The sequence below is a fragment of the Kitasatospora sp. NPDC059803 genome (genome assembly GCF_042732255.1).
Lineage (GTDB): Bacteria > Actinomycetota > Actinomycetes > Streptomycetales > Streptomycetaceae > Kitasatospora.
The window spans coordinates 1-18,654 of sequence record NZ_JBHWIJ010000057.1 but is presented as its reverse complement, the minus strand read 5'-3'; the positions used below and the strand labels follow the sequence as shown (position 1 = coordinate 18,654).

Sequence of the window (18,654 nt, the reverse complement as noted above, 5' to 3'; positions counted from 1 at the left end):
CGCCTGGAGGGGTCGGTGGTGTGGGGCGTCGCCCATCAGGGGGGGGTGGGTGGTATGGGGGCCCCCCCCCCCCAACCGGCGCGGCCCCCTCCTCGGCTGTCCGGATGGTGGATGCCTGTTTGACCACTCGCTGGGCGCGACCTAGAGTCTTGGCCAGGTCATGAGTGACAGCGTCAAGCCCCAGCTTGCTGTCCGGCAACCCTCCGTCCGTGGCGGGGTGCCCTGGGTGAGGACCGGGTCGCTCGGCGAATCGTCCGTGCGGCAAGCGCGGACGCCCGACGACTAGTACTCCCGGGGTCCCACACCCCCAGAAGGAGTGCATCCTCATGTCGATCTCCCACCCGTCGCCCGCCGCCACCCTTGTCTCGACGCGCTCCGCGCGGCAGCCTCGTGTTGAACTCTGCGCCCCCCTCGCCGTCCTCGGCCACGACGTCCAGGTCCCGCTCGCCAGCGGCGAGAAGGTCGGGTACGCGGCCCTCGACTACGCGGCCAGCTCCCCGGCGCTCCAGCGGGTCTGGGACGACGTCTCCGCCTACGCCCCCTACTACGGCAGCGTGCACCGCGGCGCCGGGTACCTCTCCCAGCTGTCCACCGACCTGTTCGAGCAGAGCCGCCGCACCGTCGCCGAGTTCCTCGACCTGCGCGAGGGCGACCAGGTGGTCTTCACCCGGGCCACCACCGACTCGCTGAACCTGCTCGCCTCGGCCGTCCCGGCCGGGACCCGGGTGTTCGCCTTCGAGACCGAGCACCACGCCTCGCTGCTGCCCTGGGCGCACGCCGGGCTCGACGTCCACTACCTGCGCGCGCCGCGCTCGCACGCCGAGGCGGTCGCCGCCCTGGACGCCGCGCTCGCCGAGGCGCCCGAGGGCCCCAAGCTGCTCTGCGTCACCGGAGCCTCCAACGTGACCGGCGAGCTGTGGCCGGTCGCCGAGCTGACCGGGACCGCGCACCGGCACGGCGCCCGGGTGGTGCTGGACGCCGCCCAGCTGGCCCCGCACCACCGGGTCTCGGTGCGCGAGCTGGACGTCGACTGGATCGCCTTCTCCGGCCACAAGATCTACGCGCCCTTCGGCGCCGGTGTGCTGGCCGGCCGGGCGGACTGGCTGGACGCGGCCGACCCGTACCTGGCCGGCGGCGGGGCGACCCGGACGGTGGCCCGGGAGACCGACGGCTCGGTGGCCGTCCAGTGGCACTCCGGCCCGGCCCGGCACGAGGCCGGCTCGCCGAACGTCATCGGCGCCTATGCGATCGCCTCGGCCTGCCGGGCGCTGAGCGAGGCGGGCTTCGACGCGCTGGAGGCCCGGGAGCGGCAGCTGATCGCCCGGCTGACCGCCGGGCTGGCGGAGATCCCGCAGGTCAAGGTGCTGAACCTGTTCGGTGCCGAGGCGGCCCGGGTGGGCGTGCTGTCCTTCGTCGTCCAGGGCTGGAACAGCTCGCACTTCTCGGCCGCGCTGTCCGCCGAGTACGGCATCGGGGTCCGCGACGGCCTGTTCTGCGCGCACCCGCTGCTGCGCACCCTGCTCGGGGACGAAGAGGTCTCCCCCTCCGAGTGCGGGGCGCCCGAGCCGTCGCTGCCCGGCGAGCGCAGCCTGAACGCGATCCGGGTGAGCTTCGGGGCCGGGACCCCGGACGAGCACGTCGACCGCTTCCTGACCGCCGTCCGCGAGCTGGTCACGGACGGTGCCGCGTGGAACTACCGCAACGAGGGCGGACGCTGCGTCGCCACCGTGGAGGTCGACCGGGGGCGTCGGCAGGGCTGAGGGGCCTACTCGTCCAGGCCGAGGGCGAAGGCGGCCTCGAGGTCGTGCTGGGAGTAGGTGCGGAAGGCGATCTGGGTCTCGGTGTGGGCCACGCCCGGGACCTTGTTCAGCCGGCCCGGGATGACCGCGGCCAGATCGTCGTGCCGGCGCACCCGGACCATCGCCACCAGGTCGTAGCCACCGGTCACCGAGTACACCTCGCTGACGCCCTCGATGGCCGCGATGGCCTCGGCGATCTCCGGGATGCGGTCGACACTGGTCTTGATCAGGACGATGGCGGTGATCACTGTTCGGGCTCCTTTGTGGGGTGCCGCCAGCGTATCGGGCGTCAGCCGGGTCGTCTCGGGGGGTGGCTGACCGCCGTGCAGGCGTAGAGGAAGCCCGCCGCGAAGCCGATCACGTGGACCAGATAGGCCACCCCGGGCCCGGCCGAGTGGACCGACCACCACTGCAGGGCGAACCAGAGGCCGAGCACCAGCCAGGCCGGGAAGCGCAGCGGCAGGAACAGCAGCAGCGGGACGAGCGTCGTCACCCGGGCGCGCGGATGGAAGCGCAGGTAGGCGCCGAGGACGGCGGAGATCGCGCCGGAGGCGCCGATCAGCACCCGGGTGGAGCCCGGGGAGTGCGCCTCGGCGAGGGCGAAGCCGTACGTGGCCAGACTGCCGGCGGCCAGGTAGAAGAGGGCGAACCGGGCCCGGCCCAGCCGCTGTTCGACGGTGGGGCCGAAGACGTGGAGGAAGAGCAGGTTGCCCAGCAGGTGCAGCCAGCCCGCGTGCACGAAGAGCCCGGTGAGGACGGACAGCGCCGGGTGCTTGGCCGGGGTGGGCGCGGCCGGGCAGCCCGGGGCCGGGTCGGGGGCCTGGGCCAGCTGCTCGGCGGTCAGCGGGCGGCCGGCCAGCACCTCGGCGGGGATGACGCCCCAGCGCTGCTCGTACCGCTGCTCCGCGCAGAGCCGGGACTGGCCGGTGCCGTACAGCGGATTGAGCCCGGCGGCCGGGCCCAGCAGGAACACCAGGGTGTTGACCGCGATCAGGGCGTAGGTGACCGCCGGGGCAGGCACGGACGGGCGTTCGCCCCACGCGTCGGTGTGCCCGGGGGCCGTCAGTGCCATGCGGCCAAGCATCCCTCCGTGTCGGGCGTGTGACACGGCCTTGTACGGCAGGTGGACTAGCCCGCTCGTTCTCCTGACTGGTGGCCGGGATGGTTGCCTCAGGCAATAGGCTTGGGGCGGGCAATCCCGCCTCCCGCCGCCGACGCCGGGGCCCCGGGGGGAGCGCCTAGCCCACCCAGGGACCACCCGAGAGGACCCCCGATGACCGTCCCCGCCCTGACCGCCGAGACGCGCTGGCGCTGCACCCTGTGCGGAAACCTCACCCGCTTCGACGTGACCCGCACCGCGCGGGTCACCGAGTTCCTGCACTTCGACCTGGCCGGCGAGTCCAAGGTCGAGGAGACCGAGGTGCTGAGCGAGACGATCGAGTCGGTGCGCTGCCGCTGGTGCAACGCCGTGGACCAGGTCGAGCTGGTGGCCCGTCCGGGCGCCGAGAGCGCGGAGGCCTCCGCCGAGCAGGGTTGACGCCCGACGGCGCGGGGGGCGGGTGCGCGGCGCGCCTGCCCGCCGCGCTGGGACAATACAGACAGGACGCACGGAGCGTGACGACAGGGCGGCGGCCGCGGGCCGTGACCCCGTAGGACCAGGATCGGAGCCGAGGACGTGGTGGACGCAGCGAGGGAGCCCGCCGAAGCGCAGGGGCTTCAGCCTGCTGCCGCCGCGCAGGCGCAGGCCGCCGACGCGGCCCCGTCCGGGCCCGCGGCCGTCGGCGAGGCGGCGGGTTCCGATGCGTCGGTGGGCTCCGGCGAGGCGGTGGGTTCCGGCGAGGCGGTGGCGGAGCGTGCTGCCGAGAAGCTGGACCGGCCGCTGCCCGAGGGCGTGCGCCGGCGCGTGGTCGGCCTGGCCTCGGACGCGCTCGGCGGGCTGCCGCCCGGCGAGCTCCCGCAGAGCCTGCGCCAGTACGTCAAGTTCACCCCGGCCCGGCGGGCCAAGTACGCGGCCACGGCGCTGGCCGCGGCGCTGGAGTCGGAGCCGGCGTTCCGGGTGCGGATAGCGGAGCGGTTGAGGCTGGGCCAGCCGGACCTGGTGAAGGCGTTGGAGTCGGGCAGCGTCCCGGGCGCCGCCGATCCGATGGACGTCGCGGCCGCCGCCTACCTGGTGCGGTCGGCCGGCTGGAGCCGGCTGGTGGCCGAGGCCGGGGAGGAGGCCGAGCGGGCCGGCGCCGAGGGTGCGGCCGCCGAGGCCACCCGGCTGGTGGAGAAGTTGCAGGCGGAGCTCGCCGAGCTGCGGTCAGCGGCCCGGGCGGACCTGGAGCGGCAGCGTGCGGAGTCCGAGGACGTCCGCCGGGAGGCCGAGTCGCTGCGGAAGAAGGTGCGCTCGCTGGAGAGCGACACCCGCCGGGCGCAGGCCGAGACCAGGCGGCTGACCGCCGAGCTGGAGGCCGCGAGGGCGCAGGCGGCCACCGAGCGCGGCGCTGCGGAGTCCGAGGCGCGGCGGCTGCGGCACCGGGTCGGCGAGCTGGAGACGGCGGCCGAGCAGGGCCGCCGGTCGGCCCGCGAGGGCCGCAGCGTCGAGGACATGCGGCTGCGGCTGCTGCTGGACACGGTGCTGCAGTCGGCGCAGGGGCTCCAGCGGGAGCTGGCGCTGCCGGTCTCCCAGATCCGGCCGGGGGACCTGGTGGAGGCGGTGGTGCCGGGGGCGGCCTCGCCGCACGACGTGGCCCGGCGCGGTCTGGCCGACGACGATCCGGCGCTGCTGGACCAGTTGCTGGCGATCCCGCAGGTGCACCTGGTGGTGGACGGCTACAACGTGACCAAGACGGGCTATCCGACGCTGCCGCTGGAGCAGCAGCGGATCCGGCTGCTGGGCGGGCTGGCGATGCTGGCCCAGCGCACGCAGGCGGAGGTCACCTGCGTGTTCGACGGGCAGGACCTGGACGTTCCGGTGATCATGGCGCCACCGCGGGGGGTGCGGGTGCGGTTCAGCCGGACCGGCGAGACCGCGGACGAGCTGATCCGCCGTCTGGTGCGGGCCGAGCCGCAGGGGCGTCCGGTGGTGGTGGTGTCCACCGACCGGGAGGTCGCGGAGGGCGTGCGGAAGGCGGGCGCGCGCCCCGTGGCTTCCGTTCTGCTGCTGAACCGGCTGGCGCGGCCCTGACGGCTGCCTCGACGGAATGACGCCTGGTCAGCGCCCGGTTTGCGGCGGTGTGCACATCCGGTGAAGCCTGCGGGGGAAGTGGAGTTCACGCCTTCGGGGGAGTGGCAAAACCCGTGGATCTTCCCTAGGGTGTGGCGTCAAACCTATTTTCCGGATTCTCACCTGATCGGGTGAGGCCGATGGAAGAAGGAGCAATTCCCTTGGCCTCCCACCGCCGTCCCAAGCAGCCGAGCCGCGCCCGGGTCTCCGTGCTCACCGCTGCCGCGGCGACCGCGGTCGCCCTCTCCGCGCAGGTCGCCGCGCACGCCGCGCCCCAGCCCAGCAAGAGCGACGTCAAGGCGCAGATCGACCAGCTCCAGCAGGACCAGGAGCAGGCGGCGGAGAAGTACAACGGCGCTAAGGAGCGGGCCGACCAGCTCCGCAAGCAGTCCGACCAGCTGCAGGACAAGGTGGCCCGCAGCCAGGACGAGATGACCCAGCTCCAGACCGGCCTGGCCGGCGTGGCGGGCGAGCAGTACCGCACCGGCGGCATCGACCCGTCCGTCCAGCTGATGCTCTCCTCGGACCCGTCCGGCTACCTGGAGAAGGCGTCCAGCGCCCAGCAGGCCAGCGCCAGCGAGTCCGAGGCGCTCAAGGGCCTGCTGGACCAGCAGCGTCGGCTGGACCAGGAGAAGTCCGAGGCCGCCGCCGTCCTGGCCTCGCTCGACTCCACCACCAAGGACCTGAACCAGGCCAAGACGGACGTCAACCAGAAGCTCAAGGCCGCGCAGGATCTGCTGAACTCGCTCAGCGCCTCCGACCGCGCCGCGCTGCGGGCCCAGCAGCAGCAGGACGACCGCGCCTCGCGCGGCAGCGACCGGGCCGACCTCGGCAGCCTCCCGCAGGCCGGCGGCTACGCGGGCGTGGCCGTCGCCAAGGCGATGAGCAAGCAGGGCTCGCCGTACGTGTGGGGCGCCACCGGCTCGACCACCTTCGACTGCTCGGGCCTGATGGTCTGGGCGTACGGCCAGGCCGGCGTCTCGCTGCCGCGTACCTCGCAGGAGCAGGGCAACGTCGGCACCAAGGTCACGCTGGACCAGGCCCAGCCGGGCGACCTGGTCATCTACGGCCCCGACCGGCACCACGTCGGGATGTACATCGGCAACGGCATGGTGGTGCACGCGCCGCACACCGGCGACGTGGTGAAGGTGATGAAGGTCGACGCGATGCCGATCAACACGATCCGCCGGGTCTGACGGCCCGACACGCCCGAAGGGCCCCGTCCGGGCCTGTGATCCACGCCACCCTCCGACCGGGGGTGGCGTTCGGGTTTTGTCCGTCGCGCGAGTCCCCGGTGAAGACTGATCAGCTTTGCGTACGGCGGTGATCACTATGTGTCATATTCACAAAAGAACTTTGGTCTTCTTCCGTCTTTTTTCTGACAAGGATTTGAACGGATCACGGTTCAGTTACTAGGGTCGTGCCCCGAGCCACCGCACTCCCGATCGCCCAGCCAGGGTGACGGCGGTGGTTTCCGTCGAGTTCGTGACGCAGCGGGGCGGGCCCAGTGCCTGCCCGACGGGGAGCCCAGCAGTCGGGGGTGCTGTCGAACGGAGCCGGGGAACCACGTTCCTCCGGGGTGAATCGGCGCCAGGTCGGCCGGTGGAACGGCCGTGAGGCGTCGTAGGGCACGCTTCCGGCCCGAACCCGTCAGCTCACCCGGTAGACGGCGTAGGAAGAAGGAGTCCGCCTTCGTGGCGTCCCATCGTCGTCCCAAGCCCGCTAGTCGCACCCGGGTCTCGATCATGACCGGCTTCGCCGCCGCGGCCGTCGCGCTGTCCGCGCAGTCCGGCGCCCACGCCGACCCGCAGCCGACCAAGGACCAGGTCAAGGAGCAGGTCGACCAGCTCAACGAGCAGGCCGAGGTCGCGACCGAGAAGCTCAACGCCGCCCAGGAGAAGCAGCAGCAGCTGCAGAAGCAGGTCACCGACCTCCAGGACCAGGTGGCGCGGCAGCAGGGGCAGGTGACCGACCTTCAGGGCGGCCTGGCCGAGATCGCCGGCGAGCAGTACCGCAACGGCGGCATATCGCAGACCGTCCAGCTGATGTTCTCCGCCAGCCCGGACACCTTCCTGAGCCAGGCCGACACGCTGAACCAGGCCGGCGGCACCCAGAAGGGCCAGCTCAAGCAGCTCCAGGACGAGCAGCGCAAGCTCGACCAGGTGCGCTCCGAGGCCCAGGGCAAGCTCGCCGAGATGGAGACCACCACCCAGCAGCTGAAGAGCGCCAAGGACGAGGTCCAGGGCAAGCTCAAGGCCGCGCAGGACCTCTTCAACACCCTGTCCGAGCAGGAGCGCCAGGCGATCCGCGCGGCCGAGGAGAAGGCCGCCGCCGAGGCCAAGGCGAAGGCCGACGCCGCCGCGAAGGCCGCCCAGCAGCAGGCGGCGGCCCAGCAGGCCGCCGACCGCTCCTCCCGCGACAACAGCCGCACCGACCTGAGCGCGTCGCAGGCCCCCGCCGCGCCGGTCACCAAGCCGAGCGCCGGCAGCTCGCGCGGCGCCGCGGCGCTGTCCATCGCCGCCTCCAAGATCGGCAGCCCGTACGTCTACGGCGCCTCCGGCCCCGGCTCCTTCGACTGCTCGGGCCTGATGGTCTGGGCGTTCAACCAGGTCGACGTGGCGCTGCCGCGCACCTCGCAGGAGCAGGCCCACGCCGGTACCCGGATCGGCACCGACCTCTCCCAGGCCCAGCCCGGCGACCTGCTGATCTTCTACGGGGACGCCCACCACGTCGGCATCTACGCCGGCAACGGCCAGGTGCTGCACGCGCCCAAGCCCGGCGCGTCGGTCCGCTACGAGGCGGTCGGCAACATGCCGCTGACCTCCATCGTGCGGGTCTGATCCCCGCGCAGGCCCTCCCAGGCCCGGCCTTCCACCACGGAAGGCCGGGCCAGCGGCTTTTCCGGCGCCTCGGACTGATGTCCGATTACGGGTCAAATATTCGGGTTGGCAGGGGTTTGGACTCGGTTGCCCGGACTCGCTAACGTCTGCCACCGGACTCCGCTTCCAGGGCCGCCCGCGTTGGTGCGGCGGCGGGGCCCCACCGCCGGATCGGAGCCGCTGCCGCCATGCCCGTGCACCGTCGTCCCCAACTGCTCGCCCGTGCGCTGGTGCTGACCGCGGCCGCCACCACCGCCCTGGGCGTGACGGCGGGCGGCAGCGCCCAGGCCGCCCCCGCCGTGCCGGACACGCCCACCCGCAAGGACGTCAAGGCGCAGGTGGAACAGCTCTACGGCGAGGCCGAGCAGGCGTCCGAGAAGTACAACGCCGCCCTGGAGACGCAGCAGCGCCTCCAGGGCGAGACGACCGTCCTCCAGGGCGAGATCGCCGTCGCCCAGGACCAGCTCAACCAGTTGCGCGGCGACCTCGCCACCGTGGCCGGCGCCGAGTACCGCGGCGGCGGCATGGCCCAGACCGTCCAGCTGATGCTCTCCACCGACCCGGAGGGCTACCTGTCCCGGGCCCGCACCCTCGACCAGGCCGCCGAGCGGCAGCAGGAGACCCTGCACGAACTGGCCACCCGCCAGCGCCGGCTCGACCAGCGCCGCACCGAGACCGCCGGAAAGCTCGCCGAACTCGACCAGGCCCGCCGCTCGCTCGCCGACAGCAAGCAGCAGATCCAGCAGCGGCTCACCAAGGCCCAGCGGCTGCTGAACAGCCTGGGCGTCGCCGAGCGGGCCCGGATGGCCGCCCAGGACGCCCAGGAGGCCGAGCAGCGCGCCACCCGGGGCACCGACCGGCTGGACCTCGGCACGGCCCCGCCCGCCTCCGAGCGCGGGGCGGCCGCACTGGCCGCCGCGGTGCGGATGATCGGCTCGCCCTACCTCTACGGATCCACCGGGCCCCGCGCCTTCGACTGCTCCGGTCTGATGTACTACAGCTGGCGGCAGGCCGGAGTGACCCTGCCGCGCACCTCGCAGGCCCAGGCGTACGCCGGGCAGCGGGTCAGCCTCTCCGAAGCGCGGCCGGGAGACCTGGTGATCTTCTACCGGGACATGCACCACGTCGGGATGTACGCCGGCGGCGGGGTGATCGTGCACGCCCCCTACCCGGGCGCCAGGGTCCGCTACGAGAGCGTCAACGCGATGCCGGTCGCGGGGGTGGTCCGGCTCTGAGCCCGGCACCGTCCGACCCCGACACCCCCCACCCGATAGGCGGCGCCCGCCGGACGCTGTCCCGGCGCGGTGCGCTGCTGCTCGCGGTCGGCGGGCTGGCCCAGCTGTCGCTGCCGCCGGCCGCCCCGGCGGCCCCCTCGGCGGCCGGGCGGGCGTCGGGCCGGTGGGCGGCGGACCGGCGGGCCGAGGTGGCCGCGCTGCTGGACGCGCGGGCCCGGGCGCTGCCCTCCTGGTCCGGACCGGCGGCGATCGAGGCCGGCTACCGCAACCTGGTGCTCGGCGCGGACGCCGGGCCGGAGCGGCTCACGGCCGCCGCCGACCTGGCGGTCCGGATCACCGGGTACGACGACTACCCGGTGGTGTACCCGCGCCGGATCGACCTGGTCCGGGCCGGCGGCAGCTGGCGGGTCGACCGGGAGGAGAGCGCGAGCGGGCCCCCGGCACTCTGGGACCTCGGCTCCGCCCGGTCCGCGGCGGGCGCGCACTGCCTGGTGCTGGGCCTGGCCGACGGGCCCGACCCGGCCGGCCTGGTCGCGGTGGCCGACCGGGCCGTGCCCGCCGTGAGCGAGGCCTGGGGCACCGGCTGGGCGGGCCGCCTGCTGCTCGAAGTGCCCGCCACCGCAGAGCAGTTCGCCCGGCTGCTGGAGGTCGACCCGGCGGGCTGGACGGGCATGGCGGCGGTCACCTCGGCCGCCCCCGGCGCGCCCTGGCACACCCCCGCCGACCGGGTGCTGGTCAACCCCGGGACGTTCGGGCGGCTCAGCGACTTCGGCCGGCAGGTGGTCATCACCCACGAGGCCACCCACGTCGTGACCAGGGCCGACACCCGGGCCTGGACACCGCTCTGGCTCTCCGAGGGCGTCGCCGACTGGACCGCCTACCGGGGCTCCGGTCGGCGCCCGCAGCAGATCGCCCCCGAGCTGGCCCGGGACGTCGCCGCCGGCCGGCTGCCCGCCGCGCTGCCCGCCGACCGGGACTTCACCGCGGGCGCCGACGGCATCGCGCAGGCCTACGAGCAGGCCTGGCTCGCCTGCGAGCTGATCGCCCGGCGCTACGGGCCCGAGCGGCTCGTGGCGTTCTACCGGGCGGTCGGCGCGGCCGACGGGCAGGGGGAGGACCGGGACCGCCGGCTCGACCGGCTGCTCCGGGCCGGACCGGGCGTCGGCCTGGCCGAGTTCACCCGGCTCTGGCTGGCCGAGGTGGCCGCGCTGCGCGATTGACGGCGCGCGTCGTTCAGCGCCGCTGCCTGGCCGGGGTGCCGGGCCGCTGCCTGGCCGGGGTGCCGGGCCGGTCGATGCCGTCCAGCAGGTCCTGCTCGTAGGCGATGCCGGGGCGCACCGGGTAGGCGCCGGCGGGCACCGCCTCGGGCTTGGCCAGCACCACCGTCGCCGGGAGCTGTGCCGGGCCGCGGGTGGCGCGCCAGAGCCGGATGCAGGAGAGCACGGTGGCGGCCAGCAGCAGCAGGTTGCGCAGGCTGAGCACGGTGACACCCCAGGGCTCGCTGGCGAGGATCCGGCTGAACATCAGCGGGAACTCGGCCAGCGTCAGCGGGCAGGCGAGCAGGATCAGCAGGGCCACCGGCCGCTGGCTGCTGCCGCGCACGGTCAGGCAGACCGCGGCGACGCCGATCAGCCAGACCAGGTACTGCGGGCTGATCACCCGGCTGGTGACGGTGAAGATGAGCAGCGCGCTGAGCGCCGCGTCGTACATGGTGGCCGCGTTGCGGCGCTTGGCGGTGAAGCGCCAGAGCAGCAGCCAGGCGAAGCCCAGCACGGTGCCGGCCATCATCACCTTGCTGATCACGGGGACCCACGGCCCGAGCATCTCCGGGGAGCCGTAGTTCATGGTGACCTTGCCGTCCCAGGCGTCCGCGAGCCGGGCGAAGTGCAGCGGCAGCGCGCCGAGCGACTCCACCTCGATGCCGCGCTCCTTCTGGAAGGCGAGGAAGCCGAAGGCGCCGTTCATCCCGGCCGCGAGCAGGAAGCCCACCGAGACGGCGGTGGCCGCGGCCAGCGTCCAGGCGCGGCGGGTGCGGCGGCCGGAGGGGGTGCCGATCAGGGCGAGCAGCGGCCAGATCTTGATGATCCCGCCCAGGCCGAGCAGCATCCCGCCGATCGCCGGGCGGCGGATCAGCGCCAGCAGGCCGGCCAGGGCGATCGTGGTGACGATGATGTCCAGCCGGTTGTAGACCATCGGGCCGAGCAGCGGCACGGCCACCACCCACATCCAGGCGCCGGTCAGTGCCCGGCCCCGGCGCAGTCCGGTGCGGACCAGCAGGGCGGTGGCGGCGATGTCGGCGATCCCGCAGATCACCCAGAAGGAGACCAGGTACGACCAGGGCAGCAGGCCCGGCAGCAGGATCACCAGGGCCGCGCCGGGCGGGTACTGCCAGGTCACGTCGTCGAACGGGAAGGTGCCGGTCTGCAGGACGCCGTACCAGGCGTGGTAGATCATCCAGACGTCGGCGGTGATGTCCCCGCCGAGCCCCTTGACCACGCCGGTCATCAGCAGCACCAGCACCGTCCGGGTGGCCAGCCAGGTGGCGCCGAGTGCGGCGAGCGCCCCGAACGGGCGGCCGGGGGCACGGGCCGGCTCCTGCCGGGCGGCCGGCGTCGGGCCGGGGCCGGCGGCGCCGCTGGGTGTACCGGACTCGGTGGCCGGGGCCAACTCCACTGCGCTCCCTCGTTCGTCTCGGACGTCCCACCGGAGGCGCCGCGCGACGGACGCCCGGGCGGTCGGAGGGGCGGGCACGGCACGCTGGGCCGGGCCGCCACCGGCCGCCTAGGTTCTAGGACTGACCCGGGGGTGAAACGGTTGCCGTGCGCGGATCCGTTCCCGGCGGGTCATGGTGTTGACCTATCGTACGGATCACCCAGCGGTACACCGCGCACCCCCCGACAAGCGAGCCGTGGCCTGAATGCACCGAACCTTGATCGTCACCAACGACTTCCCGCCCCGCCCCGGCGGCATCCAGGCCTTCGTGCACAACATGGCTGTACGTCAGCCCGCCGGGAGCATCGTGGTGTACGCCTCGACCTGGCGGGACGGCACCGAGGTGGCCCGCTTCGACGCCGAGCAGCCGTTCCCGGTGATCCGGGACCGGACGAAGGTGATGGTTCCCACACCGCGGGTCACCCGGCGGGCCGCCGAGATCCTGCGGGCGGAGAAGTGCGACTCGGTCTGGTTCGGCGCCGCCGCCCCGCTCGGGCTGATGGCGCCCGCGCTGCGCCGGGCCGGTGCGGCGCGGCTGCTCGGCATGACCCACGGGCACGAGGCCGCCTGGGCCCAGCTGCCGGCCGCCCGGCAGCTGCTGCGGCGGATCGGCGCGGGCACCGACGTGCTGACGTACCTGGGGGAGTACACCCGGTCCCGGATCGCGGGCGCGGTCGGGCCGCAGGCCGCGGCCCGGATGGTGCAGCTGCCGCCGGGCGTGGACGAGACGACCTTCCACCCGGGCTCGGGGGGCGCCGAGGTGCGTCGCCGGCTCGGGCTGGCGGACCGGCCGGTGGTGGTCTGCGTCTCCCGGCTGGTGCCGCGCAAGGGGCAGGACACGCTGATCGAGGCGATGCCGCAGATCCTCGCCGATGTGCCGGACGCCGTGCTGCTGATCGTCGGCGGCGGCCCGTACCGGGCGGACCTGGAGAAGCTGGCCGACGCCAGGGGAGTCCGGGCCTCGGTGCGCTTCACCGGCTCGGTGCCGTGGGAGGAGCTGCCCGCCCACTACGGGGCCGGGGACGTCTTCGCGATGCCCTGCCGGACCAGGCGCGGGGGGCTGGACGTCGAGGGCCTGGGCATCGTCTACCTGGAGGCCTCGGCGACCGGTCTGCCGGTGGTCGCGGGCGACTCCGGCGGCGCGCCGGACGCGGTGCTGGAGGGCGAGACCGGGTACGTGGTGCCGGGCGGCTCGGCCGCCGCGGCCGCCGAGCGGATCGTCCGGCTGCTGGGCGACGAGGAGCTGCGGCGGCGGATGGGCGAGGCCGGGCGGCGCTGGGTGGAGCGCTCCTGGCGCTGGGACCTGCTGGCCGGGCGGCTGACCTCGCTGCTGGCGGCCTAGGTACGTGAGCGGGCCCCGCCTCCTTCCGCGGAGGCGGGGCCCTGCGGCTACTTCTGGTAGATCGCCTCGATGTCGGCGGCGAAGTCCTTCAGCACGAGGTTGCGCTTGAGCTTGAGGGAGGGCGTCAGGTGGCCGCTCTCCTCGGAGAACTCGGTGTCCAGCAGGCGGAACTTCTTGACCGCCTCGGCGTGCGAGACGGCCGCGTTGCCGTCGTCCACCGCGGCCTGGAGGGCGGCCAGCAGGTCAGGGTCCTGGCTCAGCTCGGCCACCGTGGCGGTGGCGGGCTTGCCGTTGAGCTCCTTCCACTTGGGGAAGAAGTCCGGGTCGACGGTGACCAGGCAGGCCACGAAGGGCTTGCGGTCGCCGACCACCATGACCTCGCCGACCAGCGCGTGCGCCCGGATGCGGTCCTCGATCACGGCCGGGGCGACGTTCTTGCCGCCTGCGGTGACGATGATCTCCTTCTTGCGGCCGGTGATGGTCAGGTAGCCCTCGGAGTCCAGCGAGCCGAGGTCGCCGGTGGCGATCCAGCCGTCCTTGAGGGTGTCGGCGGTGGCCTGCGGGTTGTTCCAGTAGCCGGTGAAGACGTGCGGGCCCTTGAAGAAGACCTCGCCGTCCTCGGCGATCCGCACCGAGGCGCCGGGGACCGGCTGGCCGACCGTGCCGATCTTCGGCTTGTCCCACGGGTTGAAGGCGGTGGCAGCGCAGGTCTCGGTCAGGCCGTAGCCCTCCAGGACGGTGAAGCCGATGCCCCGGTAGAAGTGGCCCAGCCGCTCGCCGAGCGGGGCGCCGCCGGAGATGGCGTGGGTGGCCCGGCCGCCGAGGGCGGCGCGCAGCTTGCTGTAGACCAGCTTGTCGAAGACCGCGTGCTTGATCCGCAGGACCAGGCCCGCGCCGCCGGCGTCCAGCGCCCGGCTGTAGGCGATCGCGGTGTCGGCGGCCTTGTCGAAGATCTTGCCCTTGCCGTCGGCCTGGGCCTTGGCGCGGGCGGTGTTGTAGACCTTCTCGAAGACTCTCGGCACGCCCAGGATCAGGCTCGGCTTGAAGGCGGCCAGCTCGGCGGTGACGTCCCTGATGTCGGAGACGTGGCCCAGCTTGATCGGCGCCATCGCGGTGGCGATCTCGGCGATCCGGCCGAGCACGTGGGCCAGCGGGAGGAACAGCAGGACGGAGCTGTCGCCGGTGCGGAACAGCGGGGCCAGGCGTTCCACCACGTTGCCGCACTCGGCGAGGAAGTTGGCGTGCGTCAGCTGACAGCCCTTCGGGCGGCCGGTGGTGCCCGAGGTGTAGACGATGGTGGCGATCGAGTCGGCGGTCGCGGTCGAGCGGCGCTCCTGCACCGTCTCGTCCGGGACGTCCTTCCCGGCCTCGGCCAGCGCGGCGATCGCGCCGCCCTCGATCTGCCAGGTGTGCTTCAGCCCGGTCAGCCGGCCGCGGACCTCGTCGACCACCTTGACGTGCTGGTCGGTCTCGGTGACGACGGCGACCGCGCCGGAGTCGCCGAGGATCCACTCGACCTGCTCGGCGGAGGAGGTCTCGTACACCGGGACGGTGATCGCGCCGGCCGTCCAGATCGCGAAGTCCAGCAGCGTCCACTCGTACCGGGTGCGGGACATGACGCCCACCCGGTCGCCCGGCTCGATGCCCGCGGCGATCAGGCCCTTGGCGGCGGCGTGCACCTCGGCCAGGAACTGCACCGCGGTCAACTCCTGCCAGCGGCCGTCCACCTTACGGCTGAGCACCGCGACATCCGGGTGCTCCGCTGCGTTCCGGTGCACAGGGTCGGAGAGATTACCGCCGCTGGGTACCTGGTAGAGAGCCGGAAGGCTGAAGTCGAGCAAGACTGCTCCTCGTTCGCGACGCTGCGGGACGGCAGGACGTTACTGCCCGGTAGGCAGCTTCGACCAGGGGGGTCGGCTCCGGTGTTCGAAGTGTCACACCCGGCCGGGTCCGACCAGGCCGTGACCGGGTCGTTCGAATGGCACCCTACGACAGCCCCGAGGTGACCGGCCGGTAGCATGCCCCGCCGACCGGCGCCGGGCCCCCGCCGAGCCGCGGCCCGCGCGGCCGAGCCGATCGCCGGTCGCGGTAGCCTGCTCCGGGCGGACAAGGCCGAGCACGCTCGACCGGACCGGCAGGCAGAGGGACGACGCGGAGGGCCATTCCATGGCGGAGCACACCAGGTCGAGCATCACCATCGACGCGACCCCGGCCACGGTCATGGCCGTGATCGCCGACTTCGCCGCCTACCCGGCCTGGACCGGCGAGGTCAAGGAGGTCGAGGTCCTGGAAGCCGGCGAGAACGGCCGCGCCGCCCAGGTCCGCCTGCTGCTCGACGCCGGCGCCATCCGTGACGAGCACGTCCTCGCCTACACCTGGGACGGCGACCGCGAGGTCGGCTGGACCCTCGTGCGCAGCCAGATGCTCCGCTCGCTGGACGGCTCCTACACCCTCGCCCCGCTCTCCGGCAGCCGCACCGAGGTGACGTACCAGCTCGCCGTGGACGTCAAGATCCCGATGCTCGGCATGATCAAGCGCAAGGCCGAGAAGGTCATCATCGACCGCGCCCTGGCCGGTCTGAAGAAGCGCGTCGAGGACGCCGACGGCAAGAAGCCCGTCCAGGGCTGACGCGGCGGAACGGGGGCCGACGGCATGACGGCGACACGCACCATCCTGGTCAGCGGCGACGCGGGCGCGCCCGTGGTGGCCGCCGCCACCGCCCTGCACGCGGCCCGGCGCGGCCACCGCACCTGGCTGCTGGCCGCCGACGACCCGCACCGCGCCCTGGACGGCGTCCTCGGCACCCGCCTGGAGCCCGAACCGGCCCGCTACGCACCCGGCCTGACCGTCTCCCGGATCGACGAGCAGGCCGCCTTCCGGTACGCCGCCGGCGAGCTCACCAGCCGGCTCAAGCCCGCCCTCGACCTGCTCGGTGCCGAGCAGCTCGACCCCGAGGAGCTGACCGCCCTCCCCGGCATCGCCCGGATCGCCCTGCTGCGCGCCCTGCCCGCCGCCGACCAGGACGTCCTGGTCGTGCTCGCCCCGCCGCCCGCCGAGCTGATCGCCACCCTCGCCCTGCCCGAGCAGTTGGAGCGCTACCTGGACCGGCTCGTCCCCGAGCAGCGGCAGGCGGCCCGGGCGCTGCGCCCGCTGCTGGCCGGCCTGGCCGGCGTGCCGATGCCCGCCGAGTGGCTGTACGAGGGGCGGACCAAGGCCGCCGCGGTGCTCGCCGAGTCCCGCGCCGCGATCGCCGCGCCCGGCACCAGCGTGCGCCTGGTCGTGCCCGCCGACGGCCACCCGTACCAGGAACTGGGCCGGATCCGGGCCGGGTTGGCCCTGCACGGCCACCGGCCGGACGCCGTCGTGGTGCACGGCGTGCTGCCCGAGGGCGCGGCCGACTCGCCGGACCCGTGGCTGGCCGCGCTGGCCCGCCGCCGCCGGGAGGAGCTGGCCGAGCTCGCGGCCGAGACCGACGCCCCGGTGCTGGCCACCGGACTGGCCGAGGCCACCCTGGAGGCCGTCGCCGACCGGCTGTACGGGGACGGGCCCGGCCCGGAGCGGCTGGCCCCCGAGCCCTGGCCGGTCGAGGACCGCCTCGCCGAGGAGGGCCTGCTGGTCTGGCACCTCGCGCTGCCTGGCGCCGACCGGGCCGAGCTGGACCTCGTCCGGCGCGGCGACGAACTGGTCGTCGGCCTCGGCGCCCACCGCCGGGTGCTCACCCTGCCGTCCGCGCTGCGCCGCTGCACGGTGGCCGGCGCGAGCCTGCACGACGGGGCGCTCTCGGTGCGGTTCGCGCCCGACCCGGCGCTCTGGCCCCGGGGCTGAAGCCCTTTCGGGGTCCCTGCGGGCTGTCCGGTAGCGTCGGGCCCGAGGGCCGCGGGGTGCGGCCACGGCCGAGGAGGCGCCCGCGATGACCAGCACCGACGACCGGACCGAGCCCACCGCCGAGCCGGGCGGCCCGCAGGCCCACCCGTTCGGGCCGGAGCTGGGCCCGCTGGTGGACGAGGTGCGCAAGCTCGCCTCCGCCGTCGGCCAGAAGGCGCAGGAGGCGAGCGCCGACACCCTGATCACCCTCTCCGGGCTGGCCGACCGGCTGCGCACCCAGCAGCCCGAGGTCTACTCCCACCTCGCCGCCGCCGGCTCCGGGCTGGCCGCCGCGGGCACCGAGCTGCTGGCCGCCTACCGGGCCGCGGTGGCCGGCCACGAGCACCGCTGGACGGCCGGTGAGGGCGCCGCCACCGAGCGGATCGACCTCGACACGCCTGACGAGGCGTCCGCCAAGCAGTGAATCCGTAACCTTCGAACCGTGATCGCGTTGCTCTGGTGCGTGACGAAGCGGGCGATTAGATACGACTTTTGAAGCGTCACGGCCCGGTTGGTCCATGATTGTCTTCGGTTAATGTATGCGAGGCTGTGTACGGGGGCAGGGTTGGGCGGTACCGTTCCGCCCAGCGGGAACGAGTGAATAGCTGAGGGACACATGGCTCTGACCATCGGCGTCGATGTCGGCGGGACCAAGATCGCGGCAGGCGTGGTCGACGAGGCGGGCGCGATCCTGGCCCGGACCAGGGTGCCCACCCCGGCCGACCCGCAGTGGGCGGTCGATGCCATCGCGCAGGCCGTGCGCGAGCTCAAGGAGCAGCACCCCGACGTCACCGCCGTCGGCGTCGGCGCCCCCGGCTTCGTGGACAGCAACCGTTCCACGGTGATCTTCGCTCCCAACATCGACTGGGAGAACGAGCCGCTGCGCGGCCGCATCGAGGAGCTCGCCGGCCTGGACACCGTCGTCGAGAACGACGCCAACTGCGCCGCCTGGGCCGAGTTCCGCTTCGGCGCCGCCGCCGACCACCAGGACATGGTGCTGATCACCGTCGGCACCGGCATCGGCGGCGGCATCGTCCTCGACGGCCGGCTGCACCGCGGCCGGTTCGGCGTGGCCGGCGAGATCGGCCACCTCAACATGGTCCCCGACGGCCTGACCTGCGGCTGCGGCGGCAAGGGCTGCTGGGAGCAGTACGGCTCCGGGCGGGCGCTGCGCCGCTACGGCCGGGAGAAGGCCGCCGCCGACCAGGTGCGCGGCCGGCGGATGCTGGAGCTCAACGACGGCGTCGCCGAGACCATCCGCGGCATCCACATCACCGAGGCGGCCGAGGAGGGCGACCCGCTCGCCCTGGAGTGCTACGCCGAACTGGCCGACTGGCTCGGCCGCGGCATGGCCGACCTCGCCGCGCTCTTCGACCCGGGCGTCTTCGTCCTCGGCGGCGGCGTCTCCGACTCCGGCCGCCTGCTGCTCGACCCGGTCGCCAAGGCCTTCGAGCACTACCTCACCGGCGGCATCCACCGCCCGCGCGCCGAGGTCGTGCTGGCCTCGATGGGCTCCGCCGCCGGCATCGTCGGCGCCGCCGACCTGGCCCGCACCGCGTAGCCACCCCCTGAACCCGCCGGCGGCGGTGCGACCGGACCCCGACCAACCCCGGAC

Annotated in this window: 16 protein-coding genes and 2 riboswitches; of the genes, 12 read left to right on the top strand and 4 right to left on the bottom strand. The window is 74.0% G+C overall.

What is annotated here, in order from left to right:
* The first annotated feature begins 156 nt into the window (after nucleotides 1-156).
* Nucleotides 157-274, top strand: a riboswitch (SAM riboswitch).
* Between the two features lie 52 nt (nucleotides 275-326).
* Complete coding sequence (locus tag ACFV6I_RS12625) at nucleotides 327-1,760, top strand: aminotransferase class V-fold PLP-dependent enzyme (protein WP_380424975.1); 1,434 nt, start codon at nucleotides 327-329, stop codon at nucleotides 1,758-1,760.
* Between the two features lie 5 nt (nucleotides 1,761-1,765).
* Here ACFV6I_RS12625 and ACFV6I_RS12620 read toward each other — a convergent pair whose 3' ends face one another.
* Nucleotides 1,766-2,047 (bottom strand): Lrp/AsnC ligand binding domain-containing protein, encoded by a 282-nt coding sequence (locus ACFV6I_RS12620; protein WP_063347281.1) that lies wholly within the window; start codon nucleotides 2,045-2,047, stop codon nucleotides 1,766-1,768.
* Nucleotides 2,048-2,088: 41 nt separating this feature from the next.
* A complete protein-coding gene (locus tag ACFV6I_RS12615; protein ID WP_380375654.1) occupies nucleotides 2,089-2,871 on the bottom strand; it encodes a rhomboid family intramembrane serine protease in 783 nt (260 codons plus the stop codon).
* A 201-nt stretch (nucleotides 2,872-3,072) separates the two neighbouring features.
* Between ACFV6I_RS12615 and ACFV6I_RS12610 the strand changes: the two genes are divergently transcribed.
* From ACFV6I_RS12610 to ACFV6I_RS12585, 6 genes are all read left to right on the top strand, one after another.
* Nucleotides 3,073-3,336 carry a hypothetical protein gene (locus tag ACFV6I_RS12610; RefSeq protein WP_063347279.1) on the top strand — a complete coding sequence of 88 codons (264 nt, stop codon included), beginning with the start codon at nucleotides 3,073-3,075 and terminating at the stop codon, nucleotides 3,334-3,336.
* Nucleotides 3,337-3,606: 270 nt separating this feature from the next.
* Nucleotides 3,607-4,968, top strand: coding sequence for an NYN domain-containing protein (locus tag ACFV6I_RS12605; RefSeq protein WP_380424980.1), 1,362 nt, complete (start codon nucleotides 3,607-3,609; stop codon nucleotides 4,966-4,968).
* Between the two features lie 200 nt (nucleotides 4,969-5,168).
* Nucleotides 5,169-6,203, top strand: a complete 1,035-nt coding sequence (locus ACFV6I_RS12600; RefSeq protein ID WP_063347278.1) for an NlpC/P60 family protein — start codon at nucleotides 5,169-5,171, stop codon at nucleotides 6,201-6,203.
* Nucleotides 6,204-6,541: 338 nt separating this feature from the next.
* A riboswitch (cyclic di-AMP (ydaO/yuaA leader) is annotated at nucleotides 6,542-6,691 on the top strand.
* A gap of 10 nt (nucleotides 6,692-6,701) precedes the next feature.
* Complete coding sequence (locus ACFV6I_RS12595) at nucleotides 6,702-7,847, top strand: NlpC/P60 family protein (RefSeq protein ID WP_063347277.1); 1,146 nt, start codon at nucleotides 6,702-6,704, stop codon at nucleotides 7,845-7,847.
* Nucleotides 7,848-8,074: 227 nt separating this feature from the next.
* A complete protein-coding gene (locus ACFV6I_RS12590; RefSeq protein ID WP_380424970.1) occupies nucleotides 8,075-9,121 on the top strand; it encodes an NlpC/P60 family protein in 1,047 nt (348 codons plus the stop codon).
* A gap of 188 nt (nucleotides 9,122-9,309) precedes the next feature.
* Complete coding sequence (locus tag ACFV6I_RS12585; RefSeq protein WP_380424968.1) at nucleotides 9,310-10,341, top strand: hypothetical protein; 1,032 nt, start codon at nucleotides 9,310-9,312, stop codon at nucleotides 10,339-10,341.
* Between the two features lie 13 nt (nucleotides 10,342-10,354).
* Here the strand turns inward: ACFV6I_RS12585 and ACFV6I_RS12580 are convergent, their stop codons facing one another.
* Nucleotides 10,355-11,794 carry a glycosyltransferase family 87 protein gene (locus tag ACFV6I_RS12580; RefSeq protein WP_063347274.1) on the bottom strand — a complete coding sequence of 480 codons (1,440 nt, stop codon included), beginning with the start codon at nucleotides 11,792-11,794 and terminating at the stop codon, nucleotides 10,355-10,357.
* Nucleotides 11,795-12,038: 244 nt separating this feature from the next.
* On the opposite strand from ACFV6I_RS12580, the gene ACFV6I_RS12575 reads away from it, so the two are divergent.
* Nucleotides 12,039-13,175: a glycosyltransferase family 4 protein gene (locus ACFV6I_RS12575; RefSeq protein ID WP_063347273.1), complete on the top strand. Its 1,137-nt coding sequence runs from the start codon at nucleotides 12,039-12,041 to the stop codon at nucleotides 13,173-13,175.
* A 47-nt stretch (nucleotides 13,176-13,222) separates the two neighbouring features.
* Here ACFV6I_RS12575 and ACFV6I_RS12570 read toward each other — a convergent pair whose 3' ends face one another.
* Nucleotides 13,223-15,016, bottom strand: coding sequence for a long-chain fatty acid--CoA ligase (locus ACFV6I_RS12570; RefSeq protein ID WP_063347272.1), 1,794 nt, complete (start codon nucleotides 15,014-15,016; stop codon nucleotides 13,223-13,225).
* A gap of 325 nt (nucleotides 15,017-15,341) precedes the next feature.
* On the opposite strand from ACFV6I_RS12570, the gene ACFV6I_RS12565 reads away from it, so the two are divergent.
* The 4 genes from ACFV6I_RS12565 (at nucleotide 15,342) to ACFV6I_RS12550 (ending at nucleotide 18,600) form a co-directional block, all read left to right on the top strand.
* Nucleotides 15,342-15,803 carry an SRPBCC family protein gene (locus ACFV6I_RS12565; protein WP_063347271.1) on the top strand — a complete coding sequence of 154 codons (462 nt, stop codon included), beginning with the start codon at nucleotides 15,342-15,344 and terminating at the stop codon, nucleotides 15,801-15,803.
* Nucleotides 15,804-15,827: 24 nt separating this feature from the next.
* Nucleotides 15,828-17,000 (top strand): ArsA-related P-loop ATPase, encoded by a 1,173-nt coding sequence (locus ACFV6I_RS12560; RefSeq protein WP_363377758.1) that lies wholly within the window; start codon nucleotides 15,828-15,830, stop codon nucleotides 16,998-17,000.
* Between the two features lie 85 nt (nucleotides 17,001-17,085).
* A complete protein-coding gene (locus ACFV6I_RS12555; RefSeq protein WP_350884427.1) occupies nucleotides 17,086-17,463 on the top strand; it encodes a DUF5304 family protein in 378 nt (125 codons plus the stop codon).
* Between the two features lie 192 nt (nucleotides 17,464-17,655).
* Nucleotides 17,656-18,600 carry an ROK family glucokinase gene (locus ACFV6I_RS12550; protein WP_063347268.1) on the top strand — a complete coding sequence of 315 codons (945 nt, stop codon included), beginning with the start codon at nucleotides 17,656-17,658 and terminating at the stop codon, nucleotides 18,598-18,600.
* Nucleotides 18,601-18,654 lie beyond the last annotated feature (54 nt).

Coding starts and splice junctions, on each gene's coding strand:
- ACFV6I_RS12625 (WP_380424975.1), top strand. CDS start 327: ATGTCGATCTCCCACCCGTCGCCCGCCGCCACCCTTGTCTCGACGCGC.
- ACFV6I_RS12615 (WP_380375654.1), bottom strand. CDS start 2,871: ATGGCACTGACGGCCCCCGGGCACACCGACGCGTGGGGCGAACGCCCG.
- ACFV6I_RS12610 (WP_063347279.1), top strand. CDS start 3,073: ATGACCGTCCCCGCCCTGACCGCCGAGACGCGCTGGCGCTGCACCCTG.
- ACFV6I_RS12590 (WP_380424970.1), top strand. CDS start 8,075: ATGCCCGTGCACCGTCGTCCCCAACTGCTCGCCCGTGCGCTGGTGCTG.
- ACFV6I_RS12575 (WP_063347273.1), top strand. CDS start 12,039: ATGCACCGAACCTTGATCGTCACCAACGACTTCCCGCCCCGCCCCGGC.
- ACFV6I_RS12565 (WP_063347271.1), top strand. CDS start 15,342: ATGGCGGAGCACACCAGGTCGAGCATCACCATCGACGCGACCCCGGCC.
- ACFV6I_RS12560 (WP_363377758.1), top strand. CDS start 15,828: ATGACGGCGACACGCACCATCCTGGTCAGCGGCGACGCGGGCGCGCCC.
- ACFV6I_RS12555 (WP_350884427.1), top strand. CDS start 17,086: ATGACCAGCACCGACGACCGGACCGAGCCCACCGCCGAGCCGGGCGGC.
- ACFV6I_RS12550 (WP_063347268.1), top strand. CDS start 17,656: ATGGCTCTGACCATCGGCGTCGATGTCGGCGGGACCAAGATCGCGGCA.